Origin of the sequence: Serratia sp. K-E0102 (genome assembly GCF_029962625.1) — a bacterium.
Classification (GTDB): Bacteria; Pseudomonadota; Gammaproteobacteria; order Enterobacterales; family Enterobacteriaceae; genus Serratia; species Serratia sarumanii.
Map to the genome: position 1 here is coordinate 122,758 of NZ_CP124754.1, position 23,352 is coordinate 146,109.

Sequence of the window (23,352 nt, forward strand, 5' to 3'; positions counted from 1 at the left end):
AATGGAAAAGTAAGTTGTTTCCTCGACTTATTGAGAATTCATCTTGTTTGTCGGTCGGCTCGGTGCCGGTCGGCTTTGCTGCTGTCGTTTTGTCAGCCGATGCGAAGAAAATAGGCATGAATCACCGTTGTCATAGGAAATGACCGAAAGGTGGCGGGGGTCGATGGCACAAGCTATTGCCCGTGGTAAGCTGCCTTATCTTCTACAGAGATCTGTTAACTGTGAACTTACTCACTATGAGTACTGAAATTCTATTTGTTTTCCTGTTTTCTTTGGCTTTTCTCTTTGTTGCCCGCAAGGCGGCAAAACGTATTGGTCTGGTAGATAAACCCAATTATCGCAAACGCCATCAGGGGCTGATTCCACTGGTCGGCGGTATTTCCGTTTATGCCGGATTGTGCTTCGCGTTTTGGATTTCCGAACAACCTATCGCGCACGCCAAGCTTTATCTGACCTGCGCCGGCATTCTGGTGTTTGTGGGCGCGCTCGACGATCGTTTCGACATCAGCGTTAAAATCCGCGCCCTGGTGCAGGCGTTGGTCGGCATCGCCATGATGGTGTTCGCCGGCCTGTATCTGCGCAGCTTCGGCCATGTACTGGGCGACTGGGAGATGTTGCTGGGGCCGTTCGGCTATCTGGTGACGCTGTTCGCAGTATGGGCGGCGATCAACGCCTTCAACATGGTCGACGGCATTGATGGCCTGCTGGGTGGGCTGTCGTGCGTCTCCTTCGGCGCGCTGGGTCTGTTGCTGTACCTGAGCGGCCACCATGAGATGGCGTTCTGGTGCTTTGCGATGATCGCCACCATCGTTCCCTATATTTTGCTCAACCTCGGCATTCTCGGCCGCCGTTATAAGGTGTTCATGGGGGATGCCGGCAGTACCCTGATCGGCTTTACCGCCATTTGGCTGCTGCTGCAAAGCTCGCAGGGCAAGGCACACTCGATTAATCCGGTGACCGCACTGTGGATCATCGCTATTCCGCTGATGGACATGATAGCAATTATGTATCGTCGTTTACGCAAGGGGATGAGCCCCTTCTCTCCCGATCGTCAACATATTCACCACCTGATCATGCGAGCCGGCTTTACGCCGCGGCAGGCTTTTGTGTTGATTACCCTGGCGGCCGCATTGCTGGCGGCGGTTGGCGTGATCGGCGAACGCCTGACTTTTATCCCAGAGTGGGTTATGTTGGCATTATTCTTGCTTGCTTTCTTCCTGTACGGTTACTGCATCAAGCGCGCCTGGCGGGTTGCGCGGTACATTAAGCGTATCAAGCGTCGCCTGCGGCGTTCGAGCGATAACAAGCAAGTATCTTAACCAGAGGCTTTTTGGCTGTGATGAATCCAGAAACAACGTCTGACAAGCATACCCCGGCGGTGGATAACGAACTCGATATCCGCGGCCTGTGCTGCACCCTGTGGCGCGGCAAACCGTGGATTATCGGCATTGCGGTGCTGTTCGCGGCGGTCGCGCTGATCGTCTCTTATCTGGTTAAGCAAGAATGGAGCGCGACCGCAATCACCGACAAACCCACGGTGAATGCGCTGGGCGGTTACTACTCCCAGCAGCAGTTCCTGCGCAATCTGGATGTGCGCACGCTGCCGGCGACGGCCGGCGATCAGCCGAGCATCGCGGACGAAGCCTACAATGAGTTCATCATGCAGCTGGCGGCTTACGATACGCGTCGCGATTTCTGGCTGCAGAGCGATTACTACAAGCAACGTCAGGAAGGGGATGCCCGCGCGGATGCGGCGCTGCTCGACGAGCTGATCAACAACATCCTGTTCACGCCGCGCGACGACAAGAAAGTGCCGAACGACGGCGTGAAGCTGACGGCGGAAACTGCCGCGGACGCCAACCGCCTGCTGCGTCAATACGTGGCCTTCGCCAGCCACCGCGCTGCCCTGCACCTGAACGAAGAGATCCAGGGGGCGTGGGCCGCTCGCACTACCTCGATGAAGGCGCAGGTCAAGCGTCAGGAAGCGGTGGCGGAGTCGGTTTACAAGCGCGAGCTGAACACCACGCAGCAGGCGCTGAAAATCGCCGAAAGCCAGGGGATCAGCCGCGCGCAGACCGACACCCCGGCCGAGCAACTGCCGGATTCGGATCTGTTCCTGTTGGGCCGGCCAATGCTGCAGGCGCGTCTGGAAGGCCTGCAGGCCTCCGGCCCGACCTATGACCTGGATTACGATCAGAACCGCGCGATGCTGGCGACGCTGAACGTTGGCCCGACGTTGGATGAGAAGTTCCAGACCTATCGTTATTTGCGCACGCCGGAAGAGCCGGTAAAACGCGACAGCCCGCGCCGGGTATTCTGGCTGATTCTGTGGGGCGCGATGGGCGCTTTGGTTGGCGCGGGCGTTGCCTTGGCGCGTCGGCCGCGTAGTTAAAAAATAATATAATAATCTGATGCAGGGCGCGTGAGCGCCCGATTCGCAGGCGGGGCCTGCGATTAACCGACCAAAAGAGAGTCGCTGTGAAAGTGTTGACTGTTTTCGGCACCAGACCTGAAGCCATCAAAATGGCGCCGCTGGTACATGCACTGGCCCAGGATGAGGCTTTTGACGCAAGAGTCTGCGTAACGGCGCAGCATCGTGAGATGTTGGATCAGGTATTGCGGTTGTTTGAGATCACGCCGAATTACGACCTGAACATCATGAAACCTGGCCAGGGGCTAACGGAAATCACTTGCCGCATCCTGGAAGGGCTGAAAGGGGTGCTGGAAGACTTCAAACCGGACGTGGTGCTGGTGCATGGCGATACCACCACCACGCTGGCGACCAGCCTGGCGGCGTTCTATCAACGCATCCCCGTCGGGCATGTCGAGGCCGGGCTGCGTACCGGCAATCTGTATTCTCCCTGGCCGGAAGAGGCCAACCGCAAACTGACCGGCCACCTGGCGATGTACCATTTCGCGCCAACCGAGAACTCGCGCCAAAATCTGTTGCGCGAACTGCTGCCGGACAACCGTATTTTCGTGACCGGCAATACGGTGATCGACGCGCTGTTCTGGGTGCGTGACCGCGTGATGAGCGATGCCGCGCTGCGGGCTGGCCTGGCACAGCGTTATCCGTTCCTCGACGCCGACAAGAAACTGATCCTGGTCACCGGTCATCGCCGCGAAAGCTTTGGCGGCGGCTTTGAGCGAATTTGCAGCGCGCTGGCGGAGATCGCCCGCAATCACCCGGAAGTACAGGTGGTGTATCCGGTGCATCTCAATCCGAACGTCAGTGAGCCGGTGAATCGCATTTTGAAAGGCATCGACAACGTCATGCTGATCGAGCCGCAGGATTATCTGCCGTTTGTCTATTTGATGACCCAGGCTTACATGATCCTGACCGATTCCGGTGGCATTCAGGAAGAGGCTCCATCGTTAGGTAAACCGGTGCTGGTGATGCGCGACACCACCGAACGCCCGGAAGCGATAGATGCGGGCACGGTGCGTCTGGTCGGCACCGATGTGGCCAAAATTGTTGAAGCGGTGACCCGGCTGTTGACGGACGAAAGCGAATATCACGCGATGAGTCGGGCGCATAACCCATACGGTGACGGACATGCCTGTCAGCGTATCCTCGAAGCTTTAAAGAATCATCAGGTGACACTATGAGTTTTGACACTATTTCGGTTATCGGCCTGGGTTATATCGGCTTGCCAACGGCGGCGGCGTTCGCTTCCCGCAAGAAAAAAGTGGTGGGTGTAGATGTTAACCAACATGCGGTAGATACCATTAACCGCGGCGCGATCCACATCGTCGAACCGGATCTGGACAAAGTGGTCAAGGACGCCGTCGACGGCGGTTTCCTACGGGCGGTGTCCAAACCGCTGGCGGCCGATGCGTTCCTGATCGCGGTGCCTACGCCGTTCAAGGGCAATCACGAGCCGGATCTGGCCTATGTCGAAGCGGCGGCGAAATCGCTGGCGCCGGTGCTGAAAAAAGGCGATCTGGTGATCCTGGAGTCCACCTCGCCGGTGGGGGCCACCGAACAAATGGCGGACTGGCTGGCGCAGGCGCGCAGCGATCTCAGCTTCCCGCAGCAAGCGGGCGAAGCGGCGGACGTGAATATCGCCTACTGCCCGGAGCGCGTGTTGCCGGGGCAGGTGATGGTGGAGCTGATTCAAAACGACCGCGTGATCGGCGGCATGACGCCGAAGTGCTCGGAACGTGCCAGCGCGCTGTACAAGATTTTCCTCGAGGGCGAATGCGTGATCACCAACTCGCGCACCGCCGAGATGTGCAAGCTGACGGAAAACAGCTTCCGCGACGTGAATATCGCCTTTGCCAACGAACTGTCGCTGATCTGCGCTGAGCAGGGGATCAACGTCTGGGAACTGATCCGCCTGGCGAACCGCCATCCGCGGGTGAATATTCTGCAGCCGGGGCCGGGTGTCGGCGGTCACTGCATTGCCGTCGATCCGTGGTTTATCGTGGCGCAGAATCCGCAGCAGGCGCGCCTGATCCACACCGCACGCCTGGTGAACGACGGCAAACCGCTGTGGGTGGTCGATCGGGTGAAAGCGGCGGTGGCCGATTGTCTGGCCGCCACCGACAAGCGCGCGTCCGAGGTGAAAATTGCCTGCTTCGGCCTGGCCTTCAAACCGAATATCGATGATTTGCGTGAAAGCCCGGCGGTAGAAGTGGCGCACCTGATCGCCGAATGGCACGTCGGCGAAACGCTGGCGGTGGAACCGAACGTCGAACAGTTGCCGAAGTCGCTGGCCGGCCATGTGACGTTGACGCCAATCGCGGAAGCGTTGCAGCAGGCCGATGTGATCGTGATGTTGGTCGATCACCAGCAGTTCAAGGCCATCCGGCCGGAAGATGTAAAACAAACATGGGTTGTTGATACCAAAGGAGTATGGCGTTGAAACGTATTTTAGTTACCGGTGGTGCCGGTTTCATTGGCTCCGCAGTCGTGCGGCACATCATCGAGGCCACCGGCGATAGCGTGGTGGTGGTGGATAAGCTGACCTATGCCGGTAACCTCGAGTCGCTGGCGGTGGTGGCCGAGAGCGAGCGCTATGCTTTCGAGCAGGTCGACATCTGCGATCGTGCCGAACTGGATCGGGTATTTGCCCAGTATCAGCCGGACGTGGTGATGCACCTGGCGGCGGAAAGCCACGTCGATCGCTCTATCGACGGCCCGGCGGCCTTTATCGAGACCAACGTGGTGGGCACTTACACCATGCTGGAAGCGGCGCGCCATTACTGGCAGCCGTTGGCAGCGGAGAAGAAGCAGGCTTTCCGTTTCCATCATATCTCCACCGACGAAGTATACGGCGACCTGCACGGCACCGACGATCTGTTCACCGAAACCACGCCGTATGCGCCGAGCAGTCCGTATTCCGCCTCCAAGGCGTCGAGCGATCATCTGGTGCGCGCCTGGTTGCGCACCTACGGTTTGCCGACCCTCGTGACCAACTGCTCGAACAACTACGGCCCTTATCACTTCCCGGAGAAGCTGATCCCGTTGGTGATCCTGAATGCGGTGGCCGGCAAACCGCTGCCGGTATACGGCAACGGCGCACAGGTGCGCGACTGGCTGTATGTCGAGGATCACGCGCGCGCGCTCTATCAGGTCGTGACCGAAGGCGTGGTAGGCGAAACTTACAATATCGGCGGCCATAACGAGCGCAAGAATATCGAAGTGGTGCAGACCATTTGCGATCTGCTGGAAGAACTGGCGCCGAACAAGCCGCAGGGCGTGGCGAACTACCGCGATCTGATCACTTACGTGAAGGATCGCCCGGGCCACGATATGCGTTACGCCATCGACGCCGGCAAAATCGATCGTGAGCTGGGCTGGCGGCCGCAGGAAACGTTCGAAAGCGGCATTCGCAAGACGGTAGCCTGGTATTTGGCTAACGAAACCTGGTGGCGCCGGGTGCAAGACGGCTCTTATGCCGGCGAGCGTTTGGGGTTGTCAGATTAATTTAACGCCGCGCGCGCTTTGCGGCGGCGCGGCGGGTTTTGGAGTACGTATGAAAGGTATTATTCTGGCCGGCGGTTCCGGTACGCGTCTGCATCCGATTACTCGTGGCGTGTCAAAGCAACTGCTGCCGATTTATGACAAGCCGATGATCTATTACCCGATGTCGGTGCTGATGCTGGCGGGGATCCGCGACATTTTGATCATCTCGACCCCGGAAGATCTGCCGTCCTTCGAGCGTTTACTGGGTAACGGCGAACAGTTCGGCGTCAATCTCAGCTACGCTGCGCAGCCTAAGCCGGAAGGTTTGGCGCAGGCGTTTCTGATCGGCGAGGAGTTTATCAACGGCGATTCTTGCTGCCTGGTGTTGGGAGATAATATCTTCTTCGGCCAATCTTTCAGCCCGAAATTAAAAACCGTCGCGGCCCGCACCGAAGGTGCCACCGTGTTCGGTTATCAGGTCATGGATCCTGAGCGCTTTGGCGTCGTGGAGTTTGACGACAACTTCCGTGCGCTGTCGATCGAAGAAAAACCGAAGAAACCGAAATCCGATTGGGCGGTGACCGGCCTGTACTTCTACGATAGCCAGGTGGTGGAGTTTGCCAAGCAGGTGAAACCTTCCGAGCGCGGCGAGTTGGAAATCACCAGCATCAACCAGATGTATCTGGAGCGCGGTGAACTGACCGTCGAGCTGTTGGGGCGTGGTTTCGCCTGGTTGGACACCGGGACTCACGACAGCCTGCTGGAAGCCAGCAGCTTTGTGCAGACGGTAGAAAAACGCCAGGGCTTTAAAATCGCCTGTCTGGAAGAGATTGCCTGGCGTAACGGTTGGCTGGATGATAAGGAACTGAAACGCGCCGCCACTTCATTGTCCAAAACGGGCTACGGCAAGTATTTGCTGGATCTGCTGCATGCGCGTCCACGCCACTATTGAGCCTTTGTCATGGGAAAGCGAGTTTTTCGCGCTCGACAGCGCGAAACTCGGTTTTTCCTCCTCGGCTCCGGCGCTTGCCGAGGCCGATCTGGCGGCTTATAACCTGGTGCAGGCCAAAATTCCCGCGCAGCACCTCGCGTTGGCGGACGGCCTGGCTGATTTGGGATTTCGCCTGGTTGAGGGCGAAGTCGATCTGGTTCTGGCTCTTGAGAGTGATCTAGCGGTTGAACCGGGTTCCGCCGCCCAGATCTCCCGTCTGGCAACCGAGGCCGATATCCCGGCATTGCGCACCGCGGCGGCTCAGGCGTTCACCGTCAGCCGCTTTCGCACGCCCTGGTATCAACCTGATGACAGCGGCCGGTTTTATGCTTTGTGGATCGAAAAGGCCGTTCTGGGCACCTTTGATCATCAATGCTTGCTGGTGCTGGATAGCCAGGGGCAACCCGAAGGCTTTGTCAGCCTGCGTGACATTGGCGGCCAGGAAATGCGCATTGGCCTGTTGGCGGCGTTCCCCGGCGCATACGGCCGGGGCGTGGGCGCCAGGCTGATGACGGCGGCGATCGCCGAATGTCGGCAGCAGGGGATGCAGCGCCTGCGGGTTGCGACCCAGGTGGGCAATATCGCCGCATTACGACTCTATCAACGACAGGGTGCCGTGATTGAAAGCACCGCGTACTGGTTATACAGAGGTAGACATGATTCCATTTAACGCTCCACCGGTTGTTGGCACTGAACTGGAATATATGCAGGCTGCCATGGGCAGCGGCAAATTGTGCGGCGACGGCGGTTTCACCCGCCGCTGCCAGCAGTGGATGGAACAGCGTTTCGGCAGCGCGAAAGTGTTGTTGACGCCTTCCTGCACCGCGTCGTTGGAAATGGCCGCCATTCTGCTGGATATCCAGCCGGGTGACGAAGTGATCATGCCAAGCTTTACCTTCGTTTCCACCGCCAACGCCTTTGTGCTGCGCGGCGCCAAAGTGGTGTTCGTCGACCTGCGTCCAGACACCATGAACATCGACGAAACCAAAATCGAAGCGGCGATCACCGATAAAACCCGCGCGATTGTGCCGGTGCACTATGCCGGCGTGGCCTGCGAGATGGATACCATCATGGCGCTGGCGAAGAAATATAACCTGTTCGTGGTGGAAGATGCCGCGCAGGGCGTGATGTCGACCTACAAAGGCAAGGCATTGGGCACCATTGGCCATATCGGCTGCTTCAGCTTCCATGAAACCAAAAACTACACCGCCGGCGGCGAAGGCGGCGCGACGCTGGTGAACGATCCGGCCCTGATCGATCGGGCGGAAGTCATCCGCGAAAAAGGCACCAACCGCAGCCAGTTCTTCCGTGGCCAGGTAGACAAATATACCTGGCGCGACATCGGTTCCAGCTATCTGATGTCCGACCTGCAGGCCGCCTACCTGTGGGGCCAGCTGGAAGTGGCGGAGCGCATCAACCAGCGCCGTTTGGCTCTGTGGCAGAAGTACTACGACAGCTTCCTGCCGTTGGCCCGCTCAGGCCGCATCGAACTGCCGGTAATCCCGGCCGACTGCGTGCATAACGCGCACATGTTCTATATCAAGTTGCGCGATATCGAAGAGCGCACGGCCTTTATCGACTACCTGAAGGAAGCCGAAATCATGGCGGTGTTCCACTATATCCCGCTGCATGATTGCCCGGCCGGCGAACGCTTTGGCCGCTTTGCCGGCGAAGATCGTTACACCACGCAGGAAAGCGCGCGCCTGGTGCGCTTGCCGCTGTTCTACAATATGTCTGATGTCAATCAGCGTACGGTAATCAATACCATCCTGAGTTTCTTTGCCTGATATGTCGTTGGCAAAAGCATCGATATGGACCGCCGGCTCCACGCTGATCAAAATCGGCGTGGGGCTGTTGGTGGTGAAACTGCTGGCGGTGGCGTTTGGCCCCAGCGGGGTGGGGCAGGCGGGTAACTTCCGCCAGTTGATTACCGTGCTGGGCGTGCTGTCCGGCGCGGGCATTTTTAACGGTATCACCAAATACGTGGCGGAGTACCACCAGGATCCGCAGCGTCTGCGTCTGGCGGTGGGCACCGCGTCGAGCATCGTGCTGGGCTTTTCGACCTTGCTGGCGCTGGTGTTTCTGTTCGCCGCCGAACCGATTAGCATCGGGCTGTTCGGGCATGCCGATTACGTCGATGTGGTGCGCGCCGTCGCTTTCATTCAGATGGGCATCGCCTACGCCAACCTGTTTATGGCGGTGCTGAAAGGCTATCGCGACGCGATGGGCAATGCGCTGGCGGTGATCGGCGGCAGCCTGCTCGGCGTGGTGGCTTATTACCTGTGCTTCAAGCTGGGCGGTTATGAAGGCGCGCTGGCGGGGTTGGCACTGGTGCCGGCGTTGGTGGTACTGCCGGCCGGGCTGATGCTGTGGCGGCGTAAAACGCTGCCGTTGCGCTACCTGGCGCCGCGCTGGGACAAACTCGTGGCCGGCAACCTCGGCAAGTTCACCGTCATGGCGCTGATCACTTCGGTGACGCTGCCGGTGGCCTATGTGATGATGCGTAACCTGTTGGCCGCGCATTACGGTTGGGATGAAGTGGGGATCTGGCAGGGCGTCAGCAGCATTTCCGATGCCTATCTGCAGTTCATCACCGCCTCGTTTACCGTCTATCTGCTGCCGACGCTGTCGCGGCTGACGAACAAGGGCGCCATCTCGCGGGAGATCGTGCGCTCGTTGAAATTCGTGCTGCCGGCGGTAGCGGCGGCGAGCTTTACGGTGTGGCTGCTGCGTGATTTCGCCATCTGGCTGCTGTTCTCGGACAAATTCGTCGCCATGCGCGATCTGTTTGCCTGGCAGCTGGTGGGCGACGTGCTGAAAGTCGGGGCTTATGTGTTCGGCTATCTGGTGATCGCCAAAGCGTCGCTGCGCTTCTATATCCTGACGGAAGTCAGCCAGTTTCTGCTGCTGACGCTGTTCTCGCACTGGCTGATCCCGCTGCACGGCGCGTTGGGGGCGGCTCAGGCCTATATGGCAACCTACATCGTGTATTTCGCGCTCTGTAGCTGCGTATTTCTTATCTATCGTAGACGAGTATGACCACACTGATTCACGTTCTGGGATCCGATATCCCGCATCATAACCAGACGGTGCTGCGCTTCTTCAACGACGTGCTGGCGCCGCGTTTGCCGGCTGAGCAGACGCGGCATTTTATGGTGGCGGCCAAGGATGTGGCGGCACTGGGAGATTTCCCCGCCCTGAACATTGCGCCCTATGCGGACAAGAAAAGCCTGGCGGCGGCGGTCATCGCGCGCGCCCAGGCCGATCGCGATGCGCGCTTCTTCCTGCACGGCCAGTTCAATCCGGGGCTGTGGCTGGCGCTGCTGAGCGGCAAGATCAAGGCGCGTCAGGTCAGTTGGCATATTTGGGGCGCCGATCTGTATGAAGACGCCACCAGCTGGAAATTCCGGCTGTTCTATCTGCTGCGCCGCATTGCCCAGGGGCGGGTGGGGAACGTGTTTGCTACCCGCGGCGACGTGATCCACTACCAGCAGCGCCATGCGCGGGTGCCGGCCTCGCTGCTGTACTTCCCGACCCGCATGGATCCGGCGCTGACCGACGTTCACGTCGAGAAAAACCTGGCCGGGCCGATGACGATTCTGGTCGGTAACTCCGGCGATCGCAGCAATCGGCATATCGAAGCGCTGCAGGCGATTCATCAGCAGTTCGGCGCCGACGTGCGCGTGATCCTGCCGATGGGCTATCCGGCCAATAACGACGCCTACATCGAGCAGGTGCGCGCCGCCGGGTTGCCGCTGTTCGGCGAGAAAAACCTGCAGCTGCTCACGCAGCAGGTGGCGTTTGAGGATTATCTCAATATTTTACGCGCCTGCGATCTCGGCTATTTCATTTTCAATCGCCAGCAGGGGATTGGCACCTTGTGCCTGCTGATTCAGTTCGGCGTGCCTTTCGTGCTCAGCCGGCAAAACCCGTTCTGGCAGGATTTGGCGGAACAGCATCTGCCGGTGCTGTTCTACGGCGATTCGCTGGACGAGGCGGTGGTGCGTGAAGCGCAGCGTCAGCTGGCGGCGGTGGATAAACAGGCGATCGCCTTCTTCAATCCGAACTATGTTGACGGTTGGCAGCAAGCCCTGGCGTTGGCGGCGGGAGAGCACTCATGACGTTGGCGCAATTCGGCGGCCTGTTCGTCGTCTATCTGGTCAGCCTGACGTTTATCCTGACGCTGACCTATCAGGAGTTTCGGCGCGTGCGCTTTAACTTCAACGTCTTCTTCTCGCTGCTGTATTTGCTGACGTTTTATTTCGGTTTTCCTTTGACCTGCCTGCTGGTGTTCCAGTTTGACGTCGAGGTGGTGCCGGTGGAGTTTCTGCTGTACGCCCTGCTGTCGGCGACGGCGTTTTACGCCATCTATTACGTTACCTACAAGACCCGGCTGCGCAAGCGCCGCATGCAGCCGCGCGCTGCGCTGTTTACCATGAACCGGGTGGAAACCCATATGACCTGGGTGCTGCTGGCGTTGGTGGCGATCGGTACCGTTGGGATCTTCTTCATGCAGAACGGCTTCCTGCTGTTCAAGCTCAATTCCTACAGCCAGATTTTCTCCAGCGACGTGTCCGGCGTGGCGCTCAAGCGGTTCTTTTACTTCTTCATTCCGGCGATGCTGGTGGTCTATTTCCTGCGGCAGGATCTGCGCGCCTGGTTCTTGTTCCTGGTGGCGACGGTGGCGTTCGGCATTCTGACCTACGTGATCGTCGGCGGCACCCGCGCCAACATCATCATCGCCTTCGCGCTGTTCCTGTTTATCGGCATCGTGCGCGGCTGGATCACACTGTGGATGCTGGCGGCGGCGGGCATATTCGGCGTGGTCGGCATGTTCTGGCTGGCGTTGAAGCGCTACAGCCTGGACGTCAGCGGCGCGGAGGCGTTTTATACCTTCCTCTACCTGACCCGCGATACCTTCTCGCCGTGGGAAAACCTGGCGCTGCTGTTGCAAAATTACGACAAGATCGATTTCCAGGGCCTGGCGCCGATCTTGCGTGATTTCTACGTCTTTATCCCTACCTGGCTCTGGCCCGGCCGGCCGGACGTGGTGCTGAACTCGGCCAACTACTTCACCTGGGAAGTGCTGAACAACCACTCCGGGCTGGCGATTTCGCCGACGCTGATCGGTTCGCTGGTGGTGATGGGCGGCGCGCTGTTTATCCCGCTCGGCGCGATTCTGGTGGGCATGATCATCAAGTGGTTCGACTGGCTGTATGAGCTGGGCAAAACCGAGCCGAACCGCTATAAGGCGGCCATTCTGCAGGGGTTCTGCTTCGGCGCGGTGTTCAACATGATCGTGTTGGCGCGGGAAGGGGTGGATTCATTCGTGTCGCGCGTGGTGTTCTTCTGCATTATTTTCGGCGCCTGTCTGGTGCTGGCGAAGTTGCTGTATTGGCTGTTCGATACCGCCGGGCTGATCAAGGCCAGAGTGACGCGCACCCGCGCGCTGGCGTCGCCGCCTCGGGCCAACGGTCTTTTGTAAGGGTAATGAGAACGATGGAAGCAAAGATTTCGGTGCCGCAGTATGAGCTGCGCGGTTTCAGCCTGTGGGGCTTTCGCGATATGGCGCACTGCATGGACTTTTTGTTCGACGGCGGCCGGGTAAAACAGGGCACGCTGGTGGCCATGAACGCGGAAAAGATCCTGAAGGCGGAAGAGGACCAGGCGCTGCATGCGTTGCTGGATGAGGCGGAGTACAAGTACGCCGACGGCATCAGCATGGTGCGCTCGATTCGCCGCAAATACCCGGCGGCGGACGTTTCGCGCGTTGCGGGCGCCGATCTGTGGGAAGCCTTGATGCAACGCGCCGGCCGTGAAGGCACGCCGGTCTTCCTGGTCGGCGGCAAGCCGGAGGTTTTGGCGGAAACCGAGCAAAAGCTGCGCAGCCAGTGGAATGTCAACCTGGTGGGCAGCCAGGACGGCTACTTCAAACCGGATCAGCGCGAGGCGCTGTTCGAGCGTATTCGTGCCAGCGGCGCCGCGATCGTGACGGTGGCGATGGGATCGCCGAAGCAGGAGATTCTGATGCGCGACTGCCGCAAGGTGCATCCGCAGGCGCTGTATATGGGCGTGGGCGGCACCTACGACGTCTTTACCGGCCATGTGAAGCGTGCGCCCAAGGTGTGGCAGAACCTCGGTCTGGAATGGCTCTACCGCCTGCTCAGCCAACCCAGCCGCATCGGCCGGCAGTTGAAGCTGTTGAAGTTTGTCGGCTACTACTACAGCGGCAAGATGTAACCCCTCATCCGGGGCGGAAAGTGCTGTTCCGCCCCGGTCTGCTGTACCAATAATCTGCTTTTGCACGTTTCTCCCGCATATCTATAACCCTCGGCCCTAAACGTCGTCGCATTTATTCCATAAAGTTTTAAATTGCGGTTTGCTTATAGCGGCGAAATGCGAAACGATACCGCCCGGAAATTATCCCTGGCCGCTGAAGCTTGATGCGACAGCGCTGAACGATGTCCTTCTCACGGTCACTTCGCTCCGACAACCCGTTGATGCCAATCCGATCGGCAGGGGATGATTTATTCTTTTAATAATGACAATAACGACCGGCAGCGGCCGGCAGGCAAACACGACCCGAGAAAAATTATTGAGGATTTATGGCACACAAAGAGAAACCGCAAGGGCTACACCGGGGCCTTGAGGCCCGGCATATCGAGCTTATCGCTCTGGGGGGCACCATCGGTGTCGGCCTGTTTATGGGCTCGGCCAGTACGCTGAAATGGGCGGGGCCGTCGGTGCTGCTGGCTTACATTATCGCCGGGCTGTTCGTGTTCTTCATTATGCGTTCGATGGGGGAGATGCTGTTCCTCGAGCCGGTTGCCGGGTCGTTTGCCGTTTACGCGCATAAGTACATGAATCCCTACTTCGGTTACCTGACCGCCTGGGGCTACTGGTTTATGTGGATTGCCGTCGGCATTTCTGAAATCACCGCCATCGGGGTATATGTGCAGTTCTGGTTCCCGGAAATACCGCAGTGGGTGCCGGCGCTGATCGCCGTAGCGATGGTCGCGTTGGCCAACCTGGCGGCGGTGCGCCTGTACGGTGAGCTGGAGTTCTGGTTTGCCATGATCAAGGTCACCACCATCATCGTGATGATTCTGGTGGGGCTGGGGGTGATCCTTTTCGGCTTCGGCAACGGCGGTGAACCTATCGGTTTCGCCAATTTGACGGCGCACGGCGGTTTCTTTGCCGGCGGCTGGAAAGGCTTCCTGTTTGCGCTGTGCATCGTGGTGGCGTCCTATCAGGGGGTTGAACTGGTGGGCATCACCGCCGGGGAAGCCAAGAACCCGCAGGTGACGCTGAAACGCGCGATCAACAATATCCTGTGGCGCATCCTGATCTTCTATGTCGGTGCGATCTTCGTCATTGTCACCATCTTCCCGTGGAACGGCATCGGCACCACCGGCAGCCCGTTCGTGCTGACCTTCGCCAAGATCGGTATCGTTGCCGCCGCCGGCATCATCAACTTCGTGGTGTTGACCGCCGCGCTCTCCGGTTGCAACAGTGGCATGTACAGCGGCGGCCGCATGCTGTACGCCCTGGCCAAGAACCGCCAACTGCCGGCGGCGCTCACCAAGCTTTCCGCCAGCGGCGTGCCGGTGAACTGCATCGCCGTCACCATCGGCTGCCTGTTGGTGGGCTCCGCGCTGAACTACATCATCCCGAATCCGGAGCAGGTGTTCGTTTATGTCTACAGCGCGAGCGTGCTGCCGGGCATGGTGCCGTGGTTCGTGGTGCTGATAAGCCAACTCTATTTCCGCCGCGCCCATAAGGAAGCGATCAAAAACCACAGCTTTAAGTCGATCATGTTCCCGTATGTGAACTATCTGACCATTGCTTTTCTGGTTTGCGTGCTGGTCGGCATGGGAATCAACCCGGATACGCGCATTTCCCTGCTGGTCGGGGCGATTTTCTTAGCCGGCGTCAGCTTGTGCTACTTCGCTTTCGGCATGCACAAGAAACATCATCCGGTTGAAAATCGGGTAGAAACGCGCCAATAAACGGCGAAAAGGGGCTACGGAGTGCGCTTTTGTGCGTGGGAGTGAGCAAAGCGTAATCAAACGCAACATTTCTGCGAAAAAGCACTAGACAGGATTGGCGTAAATCCGTAGTATCCCCTCCCGCAACGGCGCTACGCGCCCGTAGCTCAGCTGGATAGAGCGCTGCCCTCCGGAGGCAGAGGTCTCAGGTTCGAATCCTGTCGGGCGCGCCATTAAGTTTGTGCGCAGGAGCTGCGGTGGTATATTACCGCGTGAGTAAGAAGTAGTAATGGTGGCTATAGCTCAGTTGGTAGAGCCCTGGATTGTGATTCCAGTTGTCGTGGGTTCGAGTCCCATTAGCCACCCCACTTCCTGACGAAGTGACGATTTAGCAGTATTTTGTGACAGTGCGAAGGTGGCGGAATTGGTAGACGCGCTAGCTTCAGGTGTTAGTGTTCTTACGGACGTGAGGGTTCAAGTCCCTCTCTTCGCACCACGCAAAATATCTGATAAATATAAGATTTATATGGACAATGGTCTGATAAATCGGGTAGTATGAGCAATACAAATCGGCGAGTAGCGCAGCTTGGTAGCGCAACTGGTTTGGGACCAGTGGGTCGGAGGTTCGAATCCTCTCTCGCCGACCACTTTCAAAAAAACCGACGCAAGTCGGTTTTTTTACGCCTGCAGTTTATGAGGATGAGCACCTCCGCAGGAGGTTCGAGCCTCGCGAAGCGAGACAACGTTGCTTTAGCAACGGCCCGCAGGGCGCGCATCAAAGATGCGCGTAATCCTCTCTCGCCGACCACATTCGAAAAACCTGCTTTTTAAAGCAGGTTTTTTTTCGTCTGCAGTTTATGAGGATGAGTACCTCCGCAGGAGGTTCGAACCTCGCGAAGCGAGACGAAGGTAGACCCGTGCAGCAATGCGCGGGCTTTTTGCGTATCTAAGGATGGGCACTTTGTCTCTGTCGGCAAGCGTGTTGGTTTTCAGCGACAGCGCCATCCAGCGCTGTCGTCAGGTTGAGACAAATAATTGATTGATTTAAAAAGATAAAATGGGCTTTGGCTTAAGTCGTCGTTTTGAGGCGACATTCTTATTACGGCTGCTGGCATGGAATGCCAGAGAGTGGCATATAACAGGAAAGACAGGGTTAAATTAAAAATTAATATATTTCAATGCATTGAGACCCATTTTTTATTGGGAATGGCCTTAGCCTTAAAGTTGGCACGCCAAGTGCAATATTAATAGCGTAGATGCTCATTCCACCTCTTATGTTCGCCTTAGGCCTCATAAACCCTGGGAATGACGCAGAGCCGATTTAGGGTGCCTATCGCCCACGAGAACGATGACTAACCCGTCATCACGCTCAGGGCAAAACGTTGAGTGAGGCACCGCCCCTGTTGTCCTAGACCTGATTGCTTCTTTATACACTTGCCCTACGGCAAGTGTTTTTTTTTGCGCCTCAGGATGTTAACTGGCAAAAAAAAGCGCGGCATCAAGAGCCGCGCTGTTCTTCAATCGTGCAGGGCGCTATTCGCCGCCGTTCTGTTTCAGCGTCAACATCAGTCCTTCGCGCCGCATCTGCGCCGCTTCATCCGAACGATGCAGTTTTTCCAGCGTATCGGCCAACCAGGCGTAGTCGTAGGCATCCGGGCGCTGTTTCAGCGCTTCGCGGAAGACGTCGGCCGCCTGCTGCCACTCGCCGTGTTTCATCAGCAGCTGCCCCAGCGTGCTGTTCAGCAGCGGCGTCGCGCCGTGCTGCTTCATCTGCTGGCGCAGCGCTTTCTCCAACTGCTCGGGGTTGCCGGACTTCAGCCGCGGCAGCAGCAGCACCAGGCGCTCGTCGTATTGGCGCTTCAGGCTGTCGAGCACGATCTCCTGCGCCAGTTCGTGGTCGTTGCATTCGATCAGGTGTTCCACCATCGCGATTTGCAGCGGCACTTCGTGACGCGTCTTGCGGCTCTGATCTTTCCACCAGCGCTTCAGGCCTTCGCTGCCTTCGTCCGCCATCGCCTGATTCATCAGCCCGATATAAGCCTGCTGCTGCAATGCCTGCAGTTGCTCTTCGCTGTGGAGTTCGATTTTACGCATCGACGGCAGCACTTCCAGCAGCGACGCATAGGCGCCGGTGCGCAGATAGGCTTGTTCCGCCAGGCGCAATACTTCCGGATGACGCGGCGCCTGGTTCAGCAGGCGATCGACGCCGTGGCGCGCGGCGTGGTTCTCGCCCTGTGCCAGCTGGATGCGAACCCGGGTGATATCCACCGGCAGCTGATCGGTGTCGGCCGCTTCGGCAGCGCGCTCCAGATATTGGTTGGTGCGGAAGTCATCGCCGCGTTGCTGTGCGGCCTCGGCGGCCAGCAGGTAGTTCACCACCGGCTGTTCGGCATGATCGGCGTTGCGCGTCATCAGCTTCTCGACCTGCTTGTAGTCGCCTTCCGCCAGCTTGATCAGCGCGGCTTTGGTTTGCTGGCGCGCGCGAGTACGCTTGCGGCCGATAAACCAACCGCGCGTGCGGGCGCCGGTGCGGAAGAGACGGCGCAGGATCCACTCGATCGCCAGCAGCACCACGAACAGCAGCACCAGCATGATCGCCAGGCCGGTGACGCTGGTTTCGATATTGTAGTTGTCGGTCTGGATCAGCACATAGCCTTGATGCCCGGCCAACATCGGCCCGAGCACCACGCTGGCGATCACCACCAGGAACAGAAATAGCACGCGTAACATGGCTTAACCCTCCTGGTGAGCGGCAGGGGACTGGGTCATCAGGTTGCGCACCCGGGTCTGCATCACTTTTTCCAGCAGCGGCTGGCTTTTCAGCTGATCTGGCACGTCCATCGAGATCGACTGTTGGCTCAGGCTGTCCAGCTCTTCCAGGAAGGCCTTGGTCGCCGGATCGGTGGTGTCGAAATAGGCGCGCACCCAGGTGGAGACGGTTTCCAGCGATTGCTTGTAGGTCTCGTTCTGGTGGCGCGGGATGGCCTGCGCGGCCACCAGCAGGCGCGAACGGATGTTTTCGCGCAGGTAGATGTCCTGGTTCGGCGCCAGCAGCGGTTCGGCGCTGGCGTCGCGGCGGCGGATGGTAATGAAGTCGGCCATGAAATTGCGCCAGCTCTTGGCCAGGTTCTGCCGCCACTCGGCGATCGAACCGGAGAGCTCGCTGCTGTTTTGATCCATCGGCGCTTCGTCGGTGTCGTTGTCCGCCAAGCGCAGGTTATCCACCTGATTGGACAGCTGATTGACCTTGAGGATGATGCCGTCGTAATCGACCTGGGTCAGCGTAGCAAGCGTGCCGATGTCTTCGGTAATGGCGCGGCGCACGTCGAGCAGGCTAGGATCGTTCATGTCCGCCAGGCTGGCGTCGGCGCTTTTCAGCAGCGCGGCGGCGCTGATCACGTCCTGATCGCTCCACAGCTTGCGGCCGGCCATTTTCACCAGGAAATCGGCCTGCGCCAGCAGCCAGGTTTTGGCGTCGCTGCCGGAGATGGTCGCCACTTTTTCCTGCAACTCGCTCAGTTGGCGCGCGAGGTTAGCCTGCTCGCGATCGGCGGCGTCCAGGGTTTTACCCTGCTGCTGCAACAGGCCTTCCAGCGCATTTCTTTCCTGCTGCTGGCTCTGCTTCACGCCTTCAAGCTGCTGCTGCAGCGCCTGATTGGCGGCGATCAGCTGTTGCGCCTGCTGGTGCGTGTGGTAATAGCCGCCCGCGCCGAGGGCGATGACCAGCACGATAGCGATCGCGCCGAGCACCGGGCCGGTGTTCTTGCCTTTGCGGCTGGCAGCGGCTGGCTGCTGGGAGCTCTCAACCGCGGTGGTTGGCTCTTCAACCGGGGCGGATGGGGTATTTTGTTCCGTCATAGTGGCACATCCCATAGTCAGATTATTGTAGCGCGCGGATCAGCGCGTCATTATCGGCGTTGTCAGCTACCCGAATCGTACGCCAGCCCAAATCCCGGGCGAGGGTAGCCAGGCGTTCGCTCACTACTACCAGGCGGCAACGCAGCAGCCATGAAGAACGATAGTAATCAGGAACTAAAGTATAGAGCTGTTGTAACATTTCACCGCTGGTCACCACCAGCGTATCCACACCGGCGCGCTGCCAGTGGGCGCTCTGCTCGCTGCCGTCGTAGTGCACCGGGCTGCGTTGATAGCATTCATAATAGCTGACGTCGGCGCCGCGCTCGCTCAGCGTCGTGCCCAGCAACTCGCGGCCGCCGTTGCCGCGCAAAATCAGCGCGCGTTTGCCCGCCAGCTTTTGCAGCGCCGGCAGCAGCAGCAGCGTTTCGCTGATCTCGCGTTCGCGCGGGTATTCCACCGGCAAACTGCTGATGCGGTGCAGCGCCAGCCCGGTGGTGCGGCCGATGGCGTAATAAGTCAGGTGCGCGGGCCAGCTCAGCCCGGCGCGGCCGATGACCGAATCGGCATAGTTCACCGAATGCTGCGACAGCACGAATACCAGATCGCCGGCGTTCAACTGCTGCAACGCCTGCGGCAGCTGCGGCAGATCGCCGCCGGGGGCGAAGTCGATCAGCGGTGCATGATAGGCAACCCGGCCGAGTGCGCGCAGCCGGCTCACTAACTGCTCTCCCGAAGGCGATGGGCGGGTTACCAGGATCGTCATGCCGGCGGATTTCCCTGATAAACTTCGCGCAGGATCTCGCGCGCGCCGCGCGCCAGCAGCTCTTCCGCCAGCTCAACGCCCATCCGTTCGGCCTCGGCGGCCGGGCCGCGGCGCTCGCCGCGCACCATCTGGCTGCCGTCCGGCGCGCCGACCAGGGCACGCAGCCACAGGCTGTCGCCATCCAGTTCGGCATAGCTGCCGATCGGCACCTGGCAGCCGCCTTCCAGACGGGTGTTCATCGCCCGTTCGGCGCGCACGCGGGTTTCGGTGGCCGCATGGTTCAGCGGCGCCAGCAGCGCGCGGGTGACGCTGTCGTCGAGACGGCATTCAATGCCGACCGCACCCTGGCCGACCGCCGGCAGGCACTCTTCGGCGCTCAGCGGGCTGCGGATGCGTTGCTCCAGCCCCAGGCGTTTCAGGCCGGCCACCGCCAGAATAATTGCGTCATAGTCGCCGTTGTCCAACTTGGCCAGGCGAGTGCCGACGTTGCCGCGCAGGTCGCGCACGATCAGATCCGGGCGGCGTTCACGCAGCTGGCACTGGCGGCGCAGGCTGGAAGTACCGACCACGCTGCCCTGCGGCAGTTGATCGAGCGAGGCGAAACGGTTGGAAACAAAAGCGTCGCGCGGATCTTCGCGTTCGCAAATGGTGGTCAAACCCAGGCCGGCGGGGAAATCGACCGGCACGTCTTTCATCGAGTGCACGGCGATGTCGGCGCGGCCTTCCAGCAGCGCCAGCTCGAGTTCTTTAACAAACAGGCCTTTACCGCCGACTTTCGCCAGCGGCGTATCCAGAATAACGTCGCCGCGCGTCACCATCGGCACCAACTCGACCTGCAGGCCGGGATGGCAGGCCATCAGACGTTGCTGCACATAATGTGCTTGCCAGAGTGCAAGCGGGCTTTGTCGGGTGGCAATTCGAATAATTTTGTCTAACATGCTTGTTACCGTTTTTATATTTCGCCATCCATCCTACCACTGAGAGCCAATACTGTCAGTGCAAGAAGCCGGAGGCGGAAAAAGGACAACGGAATCAAAGGGACGTGTGATGTGCTTTGGGGCAGTTAACACTGCGGGTAAATCGTTTAGGGAAGCGCTACAATAATTGTGAAGCGTTACCTCCTTTACGGTCAATCAGCAAGGTGTTAAATTGATCACGTTTCCAGCAATAAGTCGCCAAATATTCTTCTTACACTAACGGCGCTTATGGAATACGGGTTTTTTTCTAAACACCGGGATAATCAGGCGAGACGTCTTGTACCTCTACATCGAGACATTGAAGCAGAGACTGGATGCGATCAATCAGCTACGCGTCGATCGCGCCCTGGCGGCTATGAAGCCCGCGTTTCAACGGGTATACAGTCTGCTGCCCACCTTACTGCACCACCATCACCCGCTGATGCCGGGTTACCTGAACGGTAACGTTCCCCACGGCATTTGCCTCTACACGCCTGATGAAACTCAACAAGATTACCTGAACGATTTAGAAGACAAATGGGGCAGCCCGTTTGACAAACCGGCCAGCGGTGAGCTGCCGATCACCGGCGTCTATTCGATGGGCAGTACCTCGTCTATCGGCCAAAGCTGCAGCTCGGATCTCGACATCTGGGTCTGCCACCAGTCCTGGCTGGACAACGAAGAACGCACCCGCCTGCAGCAAAAATGCAGCCTGCTTGAGAAGTGGGCCGCCTCGATGGGGGTGGAAGTCAGCTTCTTCCTGATCGACGAAAACCGCTTCCGCCATAATGAAAGCGGCAGCCTGGGCGGCGAAGACTGTGGCTCGACGCAGCATATCCTGTTGCTCGACGAATTCTACCGCACCGCGGTGCGCCTGGCCGGCAAGCGCATCCTGTGGAACATGGTGCCGGGCGAAGAAGAAGCGCACTACGATGAATACGTGCTGTCGCTGTACGCGCAGGGCGCGCTGACGCCGAACGAGTGGCTGGATCTCGGCGGCCTGAGTTCGCTGTCGGCGGAAGAGTACTTCGGCGCCAGCCTGTGGCAGCTGTACAAGAGCATCGATTCGCCTTACAAGGCGGTGCTGAAGACCCTGCTGCTGGAAGCCTATTCCTGGGAATATCCCAATACCCAACTGCTGGCGACGGACATCAAACATCGCCTGCATCAGGGCGAGATCGTCAGCTTCGGGCTCGACGCCTACTGCATGATGCTCGAGCGCGTCACCCGCTACCTGACCGACATCAACGACACCACCCGCCTCGATCTGGCCCGCCGCTGTTTCTACCTGAAAGTGTGTGAAAAGCTGTCGCTGGCCAAGGCCTGCGTCGGCTGGCGGCGCGAGATCCTCAGCCAGCTGGTCAGCGAATGGGGCTGGAGCGAAGAGCGTCTGGCGATGCTGGACAACCGCGCCAACTGGAAAATCGAACGGGTGCGCGAAGCGCATAACGAGCTGCTCGACGCGATGATGCAGAGCTACCGCAACCTGATCCGTTTCGCCCGCCGCAACAACCTCAGCGTCAGCGCCAGCCCGCAGGATATCGGCGTGCTGACCCGCAAACTGTACGCGGCGTTCGAAGCGCTGCCCGGCAAGGTGACGCTGGTGAACCCGCAGATTTCGCCGGACCTGTCGGAAAACGACTTAACCTTTATTCACGTGCCGGTTGGCCGCGCCAACCGCACCGGCTGGTACCTGTATAATCAGGCGCCGGCTATGGATTCTATTGTCAGCCATCAGCCGCTGGAATATAACCGCTACCTGAACAAGCTGGTGGCCTGGGCCTATTTCAACGGCCTGCTGACGCCGCAGACCCGCCTGCACATCAAGAGCGGCAACCTGTGCGACACCGCCAAGCTGCAGGAGCTGGTGGCCGACGTTTCCCATCACTTCCCGCTGCGCCTGCCGGCGCCGACGCCGAAAGCGCTGTACAGCCCGTGCGAAATTCGCCATCTGGCGATCATCGTCAACCTGGAAAACGATCCGACCGCCGCCTTCCGCAATCAGGTGGTGCACTTCGATTTCCGCAAGCTGGACGTGTTCAGCTTCGGCCAGCAGCAGCAGTGCCTGGTAGGCAGCATCGATCTGCTGTATCGCAACTCCTGGAATGAAGTGCGCACCCTGCATTTCAGCGGCGAGCAGTCGGTGCTGGAAGCGCTGAAAACCATTCTCGGCAAAATGCACCAGGACGCCGCGCCGCCGGAGTCGGTGGAAGTGTTCTGCTACAGCCAGCACCTGCGCGGCCTGATCCGCACCCGTATCCAGCAGCTGGTGTCGGAGTGCATCGAGCTGCGCCTGTCCAGCACCCGCCTGGAGCCCGGCCGCTTCAAGGCGGTGCGCGTCGCCGGGCAGACCTGGGGGCTGTTCTTCGAGCGCCTGAGCGTATCGGTGCAAAAGCTGGAGAACGCGGTGGAGTTTTACGGCGCCATCTCCAACAACAAGCTGCACGGCCTGTCTATCAAGGTGGAAACCGATCAGGTGCATTTGCCGCCGGTGGTGGACGGCTTCGCCAGCGAGGGGATCATCCAGTTCTTCTTCGAAGACACCTCAGACGACAAGGGCTTCAATATCTATATTCTGGACGAGTCGAATCGGGTGGAGGTGTACCACCACTGTGAGGGCAGTAAAGAGGAGCTGGTGCGCGACGTCAGCCGCTTCTATTCATCCTCGCACGATCGCTTCACCTACGGCTCCAGCTTCATCAACTTCAACCTGCCGCAGTTCTATCAGATCGTGCAGCTCGACGGGCGCACGCAGGTGATCCCGTTCCGCAGCAACGTGCTGTCCAGCCTGTGCGTGACGGTGGCCGACGGCGCCGCGCAGCCGCTGAAACAGCAGTTCCAGCTGCATTGACGCCGCAAGGGCTCGGTTGCCGAGCCCTACTTAG

18 protein-coding genes, 4 tRNA genes and 1 other RNA gene are annotated in these 23,352 nt (G+C 59.1%); 19 read left to right on the top strand and 4 right to left on the bottom strand.

Annotation, left to right across the window (positions count from 1 at the left end; translation table 11 throughout):
* Window positions 1–221 precede the first annotated feature (221 nt).
* From wecA to SSARUM2_RS00605, 18 genes are all read left to right on the top strand, one after another.
* On the top strand, window positions 222–1,319 hold the full coding sequence (wecA, locus tag SSARUM2_RS00520; RefSeq protein ID WP_049233749.1) for a UDP-N-acetylglucosamine--undecaprenyl-phosphate N-acetylglucosaminephosphotransferase: 1,098 nt from the start codon (window positions 222–224) through the stop codon (window positions 1,317–1,319).
* A gap of 20 nt (window positions 1,320–1,339) precedes the next feature.
* On the top strand, window positions 1,340–2,392 hold the full coding sequence (gene wzzE / locus SSARUM2_RS00525) for an ECA polysaccharide chain length modulation protein (protein ID WP_033636634.1): 1,053 nt from the start codon (window positions 1,340–1,342) through the stop codon (window positions 2,390–2,392).
* 86 nt (window positions 2,393–2,478) lie between these two features.
* A complete protein-coding gene (wecB, locus tag SSARUM2_RS00530; protein WP_041037227.1) occupies window positions 2,479–3,609 on the top strand; it encodes a UDP-N-acetylglucosamine 2-epimerase (non-hydrolyzing) in 1,131 nt (376 codons plus the stop codon).
* Window positions 3,606–4,868 carry a UDP-N-acetyl-D-mannosamine dehydrogenase gene (gene wecC, locus SSARUM2_RS00535; RefSeq protein ID WP_049212737.1) on the top strand — a complete coding sequence of 421 codons (1,263 nt, stop codon included), beginning with the start codon at window positions 3,606–3,608 and terminating at the stop codon, window positions 4,866–4,868. Before wecB ends, wecC begins: the two co-directional genes overlap by 4 nt.
* Window positions 4,859–5,932 carry a dTDP-glucose 4,6-dehydratase gene (rffG, locus tag SSARUM2_RS00540; protein WP_172905242.1) on the top strand — a complete coding sequence of 358 codons (1,074 nt, stop codon included), beginning with the start codon at window positions 4,859–4,861 and terminating at the stop codon, window positions 5,930–5,932. Before wecC ends, rffG begins: the two co-directional genes overlap by 10 nt.
* Before the next feature lie 49 nt (window positions 5,933–5,981).
* Window positions 5,982–6,863, top strand: a complete 882-nt coding sequence (gene rfbA, locus SSARUM2_RS00545) for a glucose-1-phosphate thymidylyltransferase RfbA (RefSeq protein ID WP_047569833.1) — start codon at window positions 5,982–5,984, stop codon at window positions 6,861–6,863.
* Complete coding sequence (gene rffC, locus SSARUM2_RS00550; RefSeq protein ID WP_049212738.1) at window positions 6,841–7,572, top strand: dTDP-4-amino-4,6-dideoxy-D-galactose acyltransferase; 732 nt, start codon at window positions 6,841–6,843, stop codon at window positions 7,570–7,572. Before rfbA ends, rffC begins: the two co-directional genes overlap by 23 nt.
* Window positions 7,559–8,689, top strand: a complete 1,131-nt coding sequence (gene rffA / locus SSARUM2_RS00555) for a dTDP-4-amino-4,6-dideoxygalactose transaminase (RefSeq protein WP_033636640.1) — start codon at window positions 7,559–7,561, stop codon at window positions 8,687–8,689. The genes rffC and rffA overlap by 14 nt, the downstream gene beginning before the upstream one ends.
* Before the next feature lies 1 nt (window position 8,690).
* Window positions 8,691–9,941, top strand: coding sequence for a lipid III flippase WzxE (gene wzxE / locus SSARUM2_RS00560; RefSeq protein WP_049212739.1), 1,251 nt, complete (start codon window positions 8,691–8,693; stop codon window positions 9,939–9,941).
* The gene (locus SSARUM2_RS00565; protein WP_033636643.1) at window positions 9,938–11,023 is read left to right on the top strand and encodes a TDP-N-acetylfucosamine:lipid II N-acetylfucosaminyltransferase; all 1,086 of its coding nucleotides are present in this window, start codon (window positions 9,938–9,940) and stop codon (window positions 11,021–11,023) included. The genes wzxE and SSARUM2_RS00565 overlap by 4 nt, the downstream gene beginning before the upstream one ends.
* Window positions 11,020–12,387: an ECA oligosaccharide polymerase gene (wzyE, locus tag SSARUM2_RS00570; protein ID WP_060439286.1), complete on the top strand. Its 1,368-nt coding sequence runs from the start codon at window positions 11,020–11,022 to the stop codon at window positions 12,385–12,387. The genes SSARUM2_RS00565 and wzyE overlap by 4 nt, the downstream gene beginning before the upstream one ends.
* 14 nt (window positions 12,388–12,401) lie before the next feature.
* Window positions 12,402–13,142: a lipopolysaccharide N-acetylmannosaminouronosyltransferase gene (wecG, locus tag SSARUM2_RS00575; RefSeq protein ID WP_033636645.1), complete on the top strand. Its 741-nt coding sequence runs from the start codon at window positions 12,402–12,404 to the stop codon at window positions 13,140–13,142.
* A gap of 365 nt (window positions 13,143–13,507) precedes the next feature.
* Complete coding sequence (locus SSARUM2_RS00580; protein WP_060423426.1) at window positions 13,508–14,911, top strand: amino acid permease; 1,404 nt, start codon at window positions 13,508–13,510, stop codon at window positions 14,909–14,911.
* A gap of 135 nt (window positions 14,912–15,046) precedes the next feature.
* A tRNA-Arg gene (locus tag SSARUM2_RS00585) sits at window positions 15,047–15,123 on the top strand.
* 59 nt (window positions 15,124–15,182) lie between these two features.
* Window positions 15,183–15,258, top strand: a tRNA-His gene (locus tag SSARUM2_RS00590).
* A 41-nt stretch (window positions 15,259–15,299) separates the two neighbouring features.
* Window positions 15,300–15,386 (top strand) — tRNA-Leu (locus tag SSARUM2_RS00595).
* 74 nt (window positions 15,387–15,460) lie between these two features.
* Window positions 15,461–15,537: transfer RNA gene (locus tag SSARUM2_RS00600), tRNA-Pro, on the top strand.
* 32 nt (window positions 15,538–15,569) lie between these two features.
* A non-coding RNA gene (locus SSARUM2_RS00605) (RtT sRNA) lies at window positions 15,570–15,698 on the top strand.
* Window positions 15,699–16,423: 725 nt separating this feature from the next.
* On the opposite strand, the gene hemY is transcribed toward SSARUM2_RS00605, so the two are convergent.
* The 4 genes from hemY to hemC are packed head-to-tail and all read right to left on the bottom strand — an operon-like array spanning window position 16,424 to window position 20,449.
* Entirely contained in the window at window positions 16,424–17,620 is a 1,197-nt protein-coding gene (gene hemY, locus SSARUM2_RS00610; RefSeq protein WP_033649634.1) for a protoheme IX biogenesis protein HemY, read from the bottom strand.
* A 3-nt stretch (window positions 17,621–17,623) separates the two neighbouring features.
* Entirely contained in the window at window positions 17,624–18,748 is a 1,125-nt protein-coding gene (hemX, locus tag SSARUM2_RS00615) for a uroporphyrinogen-III C-methyltransferase (RefSeq protein WP_049195196.1), read from the bottom strand.
* A gap of 22 nt (window positions 18,749–18,770) precedes the next feature.
* Window positions 18,771–19,511, bottom strand: coding sequence for a uroporphyrinogen-III synthase (gene hemD, locus SSARUM2_RS00620; protein WP_033636649.1), 741 nt, complete (start codon window positions 19,509–19,511; stop codon window positions 18,771–18,773).
* A complete protein-coding gene (gene hemC, locus SSARUM2_RS00625) occupies window positions 19,508–20,449 on the bottom strand; it encodes a hydroxymethylbilane synthase (RefSeq protein WP_004934233.1) in 942 nt (313 codons plus the stop codon). The genes hemD and hemC overlap by 4 nt, the downstream gene beginning before the upstream one ends.
* A 316-nt stretch (window positions 20,450–20,765) precedes the next feature.
* Here hemC and SSARUM2_RS00630 point away from each other — a divergent pair, with 316 nt between their 5' ends.
* Complete coding sequence (locus tag SSARUM2_RS00630) at window positions 20,766–23,318, top strand: class I adenylate cyclase (RefSeq protein ID WP_019452546.1); 2,553 nt, start codon at window positions 20,766–20,768, stop codon at window positions 23,316–23,318.
* Window positions 23,319–23,352: the final 34 nt, after the last annotated feature.